This is a genomic window from Yersinia sp. LJYL362, assembly GCF_048323875.1.
In genome coordinates this window covers 1-9,945 of the sequence record NZ_JBLWEX010000082.1, presented here as the reverse complement: position 1 = coordinate 9,945, position 9,945 = coordinate 1, and the positions used below count along the sequence as shown (strand labels likewise).

Here is a 9,945-nt window from a genome sequence, read left to right as displayed (position 1 = left end):
ATTTGCGCGACTTACTCGCTCCTTGGGGGCTAGACGTCCCGGAGCGTGCGCTACGGGAAATGACATTAGACAGCCGTGTTGCCGCTGCCGGGGATTTATTTGTCGCTATTGTCGGCCACCAGACGGACGGGCGTCGCTATATCCCGCAAGCCATCGCTCAAGGTGTGGCGGCTGTGGTGGCTGAAGCTGATGACGTGGCACCGGATGCCAGCATGGTCGAGATGCATGGTGTCCCTGTTATATATCTGCGTAACTTGAATCAGCACTTATCCAAGCTGGCGGGGCAATTTTACCATCAGCCGGCGGCTGCATTACGTTTGGTCGGTGTGACGGGAACCAATGGTAAAACCACCACCACGCAATTGCTGGCGCAATGGGCTCAGATGTTGGGCGAAACCAGCGCAGTGATGGGGACGGTTGGCAATGGTCTGTTAGGGCAGGTTATCCCGACGGAAAACACCACCGGCTCGGCAGTTGATATCCAGCATTTGCTACGCAATCTGGTTGACCAAGGGGCGACTTTTGCCGCGATGGAAGTCTCCTCCCACGGTTTGATTCAGAACCGCGTAGCCGCATTACCGTTTGCCGCCGCAGTGTTCACTAACTTAAGCCGCGATCATCTGGATTATCACGGCAATATGGCGAGTTACGAAGCGGCAAAATGGCTGCTGTTCTCCACCCATCAATCCGAACACAAAATCATTAATGCTGATGACGAAGTCGGTCGCCGCTGGTTAGGGCAGTTACCGCAAGCTGCCGCCGTCAGTATGGAAGGCAATATTCCTGTCGGTTGGAATGGCCCATGGCTATCAGCCACTCAGGTTCACTATCACGATAATGGTGCCAGCATTGTTTTTGACTCAAGCTGGGGTGCTGGTCAGTTAGAAAGCCGCCTGATGGGGGCCTTCAACGTCAGTAACTTGCTGGTGGCACTGGCAACACTGCTCTCGCTGGGTTACCCACTAACTCAATTATTAGCTGCCGCACCTCATCTACAACCAGTGTGTGGGCGGATGGAAGTGTTTAACGCGCCGGGCAAACCGACGGTAGTGGTGGATTATGCCCACACACCGGATGCATTGGAAAAAGCACTGGCGGCGGCACGTTTACATTGTAAAGGCCAACTGTGGTGTGTGTTTGGTTGCGGTGGTGATCGTGACAAAGGTAAGCGCCCACTTATGGGCGGTATCGCGGAACAACTGGCTGATCGGGTGGTTGTCACTGATGATAATCCACGTAGTGAAGAGCCGCAGGCGATTGTCGCCGATATCCTCAGTGGATTGCTGGATGCCGGACATGCGCAAGCCATTCATGGCCGCGCAGAAGCCGTGACCAGCGCTATCATGCAAGCTAAAGTCGATGATGTGGTGTTGATTGCGGGCAAAGGACATGAAGATTATCAATTGGTCGGCAATCGCCGTTTGGATTACTCCGACCGAGTCACTGTCGCGCGTTTGTTGGGGGTGGTGGCATGATTAAGGTCTCACTGCATTTCCTGTCCACGCTGCTAAACGCTGAATATATGGGTGGCGATAACACTGATATTACCGAAGTGACCATTGATACCCGTAAGGTCACTCCGGGGTGTTTGTTCGTTGCGCTGAAAGGCGAGCGTTTTGATGGACATGACTTTGCAGAAGATGCTGTTGCCGCTGGTGCTGGTGCTTTGCTGGTAAGTAAACGCTTACTGGTGGGGGCGCCACAATTAGTGGTCAAAGACACCCGTCTGGCATTAGGACAATTGGCTGCATGGGTGCGCCAACAAGTGCCTGCCCGTGTGGTAGCCTTAACCGGTTCCTCCGGTAAAACCTCAGTAAAAGAAATGGTTGCGGCGATTCTGCGCCAATGTGGCAAGGTGCTTTATACCGCCGGTAACTTTAATAATGATATCGGCGTGCCGCTGACCTTGCTACGTCTGACGCCCGAGTATGATTTTGCTGTGATTGAGCTCGGCGCTAACCATATCGGAGAAATTGCTTACACCACGGACTTAAGCCGCCCGGAAAGTGCTTTGGTGAATAATTTAGCTGCCGCACATTTGGAAGGTTTTGGCTCACTGGCCGGTGTGGCTCAAGCCAAAGGCGAGATTTTCGCCGGCTTACCCGCGAATGGTACTGCGATTATTAATGCTGATAGCAATGACTGGCCGCACTGGCAGGAAACATTGCATAACAAGCGCGTATGGCGTTTTGCGCCTCTCGGCGCAGAAGATATCGATTTCTTTGCCAGTGACGTGCGTATTACACCGCAAGTCACTCATTTCACTCTGCATTCTCCCTTCGGCACTGTGGCTATCGAATTGCCACTGCCGGGGCGACATAACATTGCCAATGCATTAGCCGCCGCGGCGTTAGCCATGTCGGTCGGCGCTAGTTTAGCTGCCGTTCGTGACGGGCTGACGCAATTACAGGCCGTACCGGGCCGCTTATTCCCCATCGAACTTGCTGCGGGCAAATTGCTGCTCGATGACAGCTACAACGCCAATGTCGGCTCCATGACCGCCGCCGCACAGGTGCTGGCGGAAATGCCGGGCTACCGGGTAATGGTAGTGGGTGATATGGGCGAGTTGGGTGAAACCGCAGTCGATTGCCACCGTCAGGTGGGCGAAGCCGCAAAACAGGCGGGCATCGATAAAGTCCTTAGCGTGGGTACATTAAGTCAGACACTTAGCGATGCAAGCGGGTGCGGCGAACATTTTCAGGATAAGAACACTTTGGCAGCCCGTGTCAGTGAGTTGCTGCTCGAACATCCGGTTATCACCGTTTTAATTAAAGGTTCACGTAGCGCCGCCATGGAAAATGTCGTGCGTGCGTTACAGGAGAAGGCATCATGTTAGTTTGGTTGGCTGAATACTTAGTAAAATTTTACTCGGGCTTTAACGTCTTTTCCTATTTGACGTTCCGCGCCATTGTCAGTCTGTTGACGGCATTAGTTATCTCATTGTGGATGGGGCCGCACCTGATTGCCTATCTACAGAAATTGCAGATTGGTCAAGTCGTGCGTAATGACGGGCCAGAGTCACATTTCAGCAAGCGCGGCACCCCCACCATGGGCGGGCTGTTGATCCTGTTCTCCATCACTATTTCGGTGCTGATGTGGGCTTATCCGTCTAACCCGTATGTCTGGTGTGTGCTGTTCATTCTTATTGGTTATGGGATTGTCGGTTTTATTGATGATTACCGCAAAGTGGTACGCAAAAACACCAAGGGCTTGATTGCCCGATGGAAATATTTCTGGCAGTCCATTATTGCGCTGGCTGCGGCTTTCGCGATGTATAGCATCGGTAAAGATACTCCGGCCACTGAGCTGGTGGTGCCCTTCTTCAAAGACATCATGCCCCAGTTGGGTCTGCTGTATATCTTGCTGGCTTACTTCGTCATTGTGGGTACCAGCAACGCGGTTAATTTGACCGATGGGTTGGATGGGTTGGCGATTATGCCTACGGTATTTGTCGCGGGTGGTTTTGCACTGGTGGCTTGGGCGACCGGTAACATGAATTTTGCCGCATACCTGCATATCCCTTATCTGCGTCACGCTGGCGAACTGGTGATTGTTTGCACCGCGATTGTCGGGGCTGGGCTGGGCTTTTTATGGTTCAACACCTATCCGGCTCAAGTCTTTATGGGCGATGTTGGCTCTTTGGCATTGGGCGGGGCGCTGGGTACCATCGCGGTATTGCTGCGCCAAGAGTTTTTATTAGTGATCATGGGCGGGGTGTTCGTGGTTGAAACACTGTCGGTCATCTTGCAAGTCGGTTCCTTTAAGTTACGTGGGCAGCGCATTTTCCGTATGGCCCCGATTCATCATCATTACGAACTTAAAGGCTGGCCAGAACCGCGGGTGATCGTGCGCTTCTGGATTATTTCGCTGATGCTGGTGCTGATTGGCCTGGCGACGCTGAAGGTGCGGTAATTATGGTTGATTATCAGGGTAAGAAAGTCGTCATTATCGGGCTGGGGCTAACCGGCCTTTCCTGCGTTGATTTCTTTATGATACGTGGCGTAACGCCGCGTGTGATGGATACCCGAATCAATCCACCGGGCCTGGACAAATTACCCGAAAATGTCGAACGTCATGTCGGTGACTTGAATTCGCAGTGGTTATTGGACGCTGATTTGATTGTGGCCAGCCCCGGTATTGCGTTGGCACATCCTGCTTTGAGTGAAGCCGCTGACGCGGGGGTTGAGATTGTCGGCGATATCGAGCTGTTTTGTCGTGAAAATCAGGCACCGGTGGTAGCGATTACCGGCTCTAACGGTAAAAGCACGGTGACGACTCTGGTTGGCGAGATGGCGAAAGCGGCTGGCTGGCAGGTGGGCGTTGGGGGCAACATTGGTGTTCCGGCTCTGACGTTATTGAAACAGCTGACCTTGCAAAAACACGAAAACCCATTGGTGGTGTTGGAGTTGTCCAGTTTCCAGTTGGAAACCACCTCAAGCCTGCGTGCCAGTGCGGCCACCATACTAAACGTGACGGAAGATCACACTGACCGTTATCCGTTCGGTTTGCAGCAATATCGCGCAGCCAAACTGCGGGTGTATGAAAACGCTAAAGTTTGCGTTGTGAATGCCGATGACGCGCTCACTATGCCGGTGCGTGGTGCTGATAGCCGCTGTGTCAGCTTTGGGGTGGATGTCGGTGATTACCATCTGAATAAGCAGCAGGGCGAAATCTGGCTGCGGGTTCGTGGTGAGAAAGTGCTCAATACCCGAGAAATGAAATTGAGCGGGCGACATAACTACACCAATGCGCTGGCCGCACTGGCGCTGGCGGATGCGGTCGGTATTCCGCGCTCATCAAGTTTGACCGCGTTGACCACCTTCACCGGTCTGCCACACCGTTTCCAATTGGTGCTTGAGCGTAATGGCGTGCGTTGGATTAATGATTCCAAAGCCACCAATGTGGGCAGTACCGAAGCAGCACTGGATGGCCTACAGGTGGATGGCACTTTGCATCTGTTATTAGGCGGCGATGGGAAATCGGCAGATTTCTCCGGGTTAACCCGCTTTTTGCAAGGCGAGCATGTCAAGATTTACTGTTTTGGTCGTGATGGCGAGCAACTGGCTGAACTGCGCCCGGAAGTGTCGCAACTGACTGAAACGATGGAACAGGCCATGGTGCTGCTGGCGAAATCATTAGCACCGCGCGATATGGTGTTGTTATCGCCCGCCTGCGCCAGTTTGGACCAATTCCGCAGTTTCGAGCAACGTGGTGATGAGTTTGCTCGTCTGGCAGAGGAGTTGGGCTGATGCGTATGCCGGGGCTGGGGCTGTTTAATACCGTAAAACATTTTGTGATGGGGTCGCGCGAAAGCGACGCCACTAGCATGGTGCTTTACGACAGAACCTTGCTGTGGCTGACATTCGGTTTGGCGATTATCGGTTTTGTGATGGTGACATCGGCATCGATGCCAATTGGTCAGCGTCTGGCAGGTGACCCTTTCCTGTTTGCCAAGCGTGATGCGCTGTATCTGGCACTGGCTTTTGGTATGTCGCTGGTGACCCTGCGTATTCCGATGGCCGTCTGGCAGCGCTACAGCAATATTATGTTGCTGATTTCTATCGTGATGCTGTTGGTGGTGTTGGTGGTGGGGAGTTCGGTCAACGGGGCATCCCGCTGGATCTCACTCGGGCCGCTGCGTATTCAGCCCGCAGAACTATCTAAGTTGTCGCTGTTTTGTTATCTGGCCAGTTATCTGGTGCGTAAGGTGGAAGAGGTCCGGAGTAACTTCTGGGGCTTCTGTAAACCGATGGGCGTGATGGTTATTTTGGCCGTATTACTGCTCGCGCAGCCCGATTTAGGTACCGTGGTGGTGTTGTTTATCACCACACTGGCGATGTTGTTCCTGGCCGGTGCCAAAATGTGGCAGTTTTTAGCCATTATCGGCTCCGGTGTGTTTGCCGTTTGCCTGCTAATTGTCGCCGAGCCTTATCGTATGCGCCGTGTGACATCATTCTGGAACCCATGGGCTGATCCCTTCGGCAGTGGTTACCAGTTGACCCAATCGCTGATGGCTTTTGGTCGCGGTGAATTTTGGGGGCAGGGCTTAGGGAATTCAGTGCAGAAACTAGAGTATTTACCGGAAGCCCATACTGACTTTATTTTCTCGATTTTAGGCGAGGAACTCGGGTATTTCGGTGTGGTTCTTGCATTGTTAATGGTATTCTTCGTCGCTTTTCGTGCTATGTCCATTGGGCGTCGCGCTTTAGAGATAGATCAGCGATTTTCTGGCTTTTTGGCCTGTTCGATTGGTGTCTGGTTTAGCTTCCAGGCGCTGGTTAACGTTGGGGCTGCTGCTGGAATGTTGCCAACCAAAGGTTTGACACTGCCGCTGATAAGTTACGGTGGTTCGAGCCTGATTATTATGTCAACGGCCATAGTGTTGTTGTTACGCATTGATTTTGAAACACGTCTGGCAAAAGCCCAGGCGTTTGTAAGGAGTGCCCGATGAGTGGCAAGACCAAGCGTTTAATGGTGATGGCGGGTGGCACTGGGGGGCATGTCTTCCCCGGTTTGGCCGTGGCTCATCATCTGATGGCGCAAGGCTGGCAGGTGCGTTGGTTAGGCACTGTAGACCGAATGGAAGCGTCATTGGTACCCAAAAACGGCATTGAAATTGATTTCATTGAGATTTCTGGTTTACGTGGTAAGGGCTTGATGGCCCAACTGGCCGCACCAGTGCGTATATACCGCGCGGTGCGTCAGGCGAAGAAAATCATGCGTGATTACCAGCCGGACGTGGTGCTGGGAATGGGCGGTTATGTTTCCGGCCCCGGTGGTTTGGCGGCATGGCTGTGCGGCATTCCGGTGGTTTTGCATGAACAAAACGGCATTGCGGGTTTGACTAACCGCTGGTTGGCCAGAATCGCGAAAAAGGTTTTACAGGCATTTCCGGGCGCATTCCCGCACGCCGACGTGGTGGGTAACCCGGTTCGTACTGATGTATTGGCGCTGCCATTACCGGCTGAGCGTTTGGCTGGTCGTGAAGGGCCGGTTCGAGTGTTAGTCATTGGCGGCAGCCAAGGGGCACGAGTACTGAATCAAACCCTGCCGCAGGTTGCAGCAACATTGGGTGAACAGATAACTATTTGGCACCAAGTGGGTAAAGACGCATTACCCGATGTGCTGCAAGCTTACCAGCAAGCAGGGCAGGGTGATAAGCATCAGGTCGTCGAGTTTATTGATGATATGGCTGCGGCTTATGCCTGGGCTGATGTGGTGGTTTGCCGTTCCGGTGCGTTGACGGTCAGCGAAGTCGCCGCCGCAGGGTTACCGGCGATTTTTGTGCCGTTCCAACATAAAGACCGGCAGCAATATTGGAATGCCTTGCCGTTGGAAAAAGCCGGTGCCGCCAAAATTATCGAACAGCCACAATTTACCGCACAAGCGGTGAGCAACCTGTTAGCCGAGTGGGATCGTCCCACCTTATTAGCGATGGCCGAGCAAGCAAGACTGGTGGCTATCCCTGACGCCACTGAGCGAGTGGCGGCCGAAGTGGTCGCTGCCAGTAAGTGATGAAAAGATAGTTATCGCTCGCATTTATGCGGGCTGTGAATATGTAACAGACAAAAAAGTGAAGAAAAACGTGAATACACAACAATTAGCGAAACTACGAACTATCGTGCCCGAGATGCGTCGCGTCCGGCACATTCACTTTGTTGGCATCGGTGGTGCCGGCATGGGTGGTATCGCTGAAGTGTTGGCAAACGAAGGTTATCAGATTAGCGGTTCAGATTTAGCACCCAATCCGGTCACTCAGCATTTGACTTCATTGGGCGCACAAATTTATTTCCATCACCGCCCAGAGAATGTGTTGGATGCCAGTGTGGTGGTGGTTTCAACGGCCATTTCTGCGGATAACCCGGAGATTGTCGCGGCACGCGAGGCGCGTATTCCGGTGATCCGCCGCGCAGAAATGTTGGCTGAACTGATGCGTTATCGTCATGGGATTGCGGTTGCGGGTACTCACGGTAAAACCACCACAACAGCGATGGTTTCCAGTATTTATGCCGAAGCGGGTCTGGATCCAACATTTGTGAATGGTGGTTTGGTCAAAGCGGCTGGCACTCATGCTCGTTTAGGGTCGAGTCGTTATCTGATAGCAGAAGCGGATGAGAGTGATGCATCATTCCTACATTTGCAGCCGATGGTCGCCATTGTCACGAATATCGAAGCCGACCATATGGATACTTATCAGGGCGACTTTGAGAATTTAAAACAAACATTTATTAACTTTTTACACAACTTGCCATTCTATGGCCGCGCCGTGATGTGTATCGACGATCCGGTGGTGCGCGAGTTGTTGCCACGGGTAGGTCGCCATATCACGACTTACGGTTTCAGTGATGACGCTGATGTGCAGATTGCCAGCTATCGGCAAGAAGGCCCGCAGGGGCACTTCACACTGAAACGGTTGGATAAGCCATTGATGACTGTGACCTTGAATGCACCGGGCCGTCATAACGCGCTGAACGCGGCTGCTGCCGTGGCTGTCGCGACAGAAGAAGGCATTGAAGACGATGACATCCTGCGTGCAATGGCAGGGTTCCAGGGGACTGGCCGTCGTTTTGATTTTCTTGGTAACTTCCCGCTGGCACCGGTTAACGGCAAAGAAGGCAGTGCAATGCTGGTGGATGACTATGGTCATCACCCGACAGAAGTGGATGCCACCGTTAAAGCTGCACGCGCGGGCTGGCCGGATAAACGTATCGTGATGGTTTTCCAGCCGCACCGTTATACCCGAACGCGTGATTTGTATGACGACTTTGCTAATGTCTTGTCGCAAGTTGATGTTTTACTGATGTTAGATGTGTACGCCGCCGGAGAACCGCCGATCCCAGGCGCGGATAGCCGCTCCTTGTGCCGTACCATCCGTAATCGTGGCAAGTTGGACCCTATTTTGGTGTCAGACAGTGATACGGTTCCCGAGGTGTTAGCGCAAGTGCTAAAGGGTGATGACCTGATTCTGGTTCAGGGCGCAGGCAACATTGGTAAGATTGCCCGTAAATTGGCTGAGCTTAAATTGCAGCCACAGACAAAAGACGAGGAACATCATGGCTGAGAAAGTTGCGGTACTGCTGGGTGGGACCTCTGCTGAACGTGAAGTGTCATTGTTATCAGGCCAGGCGGTATTAGCGGGCTTGAGAGAAGCGGGTATTGATGCTCATGGCATTGATACTAAAGATTTTCCGGTGACACAGCTTAAAGAACAAGGCTTTGATAAGGTCTTTATCGCTTTGCATGGTCGCGGTGGTGAAGACGGTACGCTGCAAGGGATGTTGGAGTTTCTGCAATTGCCTTATACCGGCAGTGGCGTGATGGCTTCAGCGCTCACAATGGACAAATTGCGCACCAAATTGGTGTGGCAAGCTTCAGGTTTGCCTATTTCGCCTTATGTCGCGCTGAACCGTCAACAGTTTGAAACACTTTCGTCAGAGGAATTGGCGGCGTGTGTCGCTAAGCTTGGCCTGCCTTTAATCGTTAAGCCAAGCCATGAAGGCTCTAGCGTAGGAATGAGCAAGGTTGAAAGGGCGAATCAATTGCAATCGGCCCTGGTTGAAGCTTTCCGCCACGACACTGATGTGCTGATTGAGAAATGGTTGAGTGGGCCAGAATTTACCGTCGCGATCCTCGGTGAGGATGTTTTACCGTCCATCAGGATCCAAGCGCCCGGTGTGTTTTATGATTATGAAGCTAAATATCTGTCTGATGAGACTCAGTACTTCTGCCCAAGTGGCTTGAGTGCTGAGTTAGAGCAACAATTAGCCGCATTGTCATTACAGGCCTATCAGGCATTAGGTTGCAGCGGCTGGGGACGTGTTGATGTTATGCAAGATAGCGATGGCCGTTTCTACCTGCTTGAAGTGAATACTTCACCGGGTATGACCAGCCACAGTTTAGTGCCGATGGCTGCCCGCCAATATGGGTTGAGTTTTTCCCAGTTGG

At 52.6% G+C, this 9,945-nt stretch carries 8 protein-coding genes; all 8 read left to right on the top strand.

Annotated features, from left to right (window positions below):
- Positions 1–2 precede the first annotated feature (2 nt).
- Positions 3–1,475 carry a UDP-N-acetylmuramoyl-L-alanyl-D-glutamate--2,6-diaminopimelate ligase gene (gene murE / locus ACNSO8_RS03510; RefSeq protein ID WP_418393836.1) on the top strand — a complete coding sequence of 491 codons (1,473 nt, stop codon included), beginning with the start codon at positions 3–5 and terminating at the stop codon, positions 1,473–1,475.
- Positions 1,472–2,836, top strand: a complete 1,365-nt coding sequence (gene murF, locus ACNSO8_RS03505) for a UDP-N-acetylmuramoyl-tripeptide--D-alanyl-D-alanine ligase (protein ID WP_418393835.1) — start codon at positions 1,472–1,474, stop codon at positions 2,834–2,836. Before murE ends, murF begins: the two co-directional genes overlap by 4 nt.
- Positions 2,830–3,912: a phospho-N-acetylmuramoyl-pentapeptide-transferase gene (gene mraY, locus ACNSO8_RS03500; protein ID WP_418393834.1), complete on the top strand. Its 1,083-nt coding sequence runs from the start codon at positions 2,830–2,832 to the stop codon at positions 3,910–3,912. Before murF ends, mraY begins: the two co-directional genes overlap by 7 nt.
- A gap of 2 nt (positions 3,913–3,914) precedes the next feature.
- Positions 3,915–5,249, top strand: coding sequence for a UDP-N-acetylmuramoyl-L-alanine--D-glutamate ligase (murD, locus tag ACNSO8_RS03495; protein WP_418393833.1), 1,335 nt, complete (start codon positions 3,915–3,917; stop codon positions 5,247–5,249).
- Positions 5,249–6,451 (top strand): cell division protein FtsW, encoded by a 1,203-nt coding sequence (gene ftsW / locus ACNSO8_RS03490; protein ID WP_418393832.1) that lies wholly within the window; start codon positions 5,249–5,251, stop codon positions 6,449–6,451. Before murD ends, ftsW begins: the two co-directional genes overlap by 1 nt.
- A complete protein-coding gene (gene murG / locus ACNSO8_RS03485; protein ID WP_418393831.1) occupies positions 6,448–7,515 on the top strand; it encodes an undecaprenyldiphospho-muramoylpentapeptide beta-N-acetylglucosaminyltransferase in 1,068 nt (355 codons plus the stop codon). Before ftsW ends, murG begins: the two co-directional genes overlap by 4 nt.
- Positions 7,516–7,585: 70 nt before the next feature.
- The gene (gene murC / locus ACNSO8_RS03480; protein WP_418393830.1) at positions 7,586–9,061 is read left to right on the top strand and encodes a UDP-N-acetylmuramate--L-alanine ligase; all 1,476 of its coding nucleotides are present in this window, start codon (positions 7,586–7,588) and stop codon (positions 9,059–9,061) included.
- Positions 9,054–9,945 (top strand): D-alanine--D-alanine ligase (locus ACNSO8_RS03475; RefSeq protein ID WP_418393829.1); only part of this gene is annotated, 892 nt, incomplete at its 3' end. The genes murC and ACNSO8_RS03475, both read left to right, overlap by 8 nt.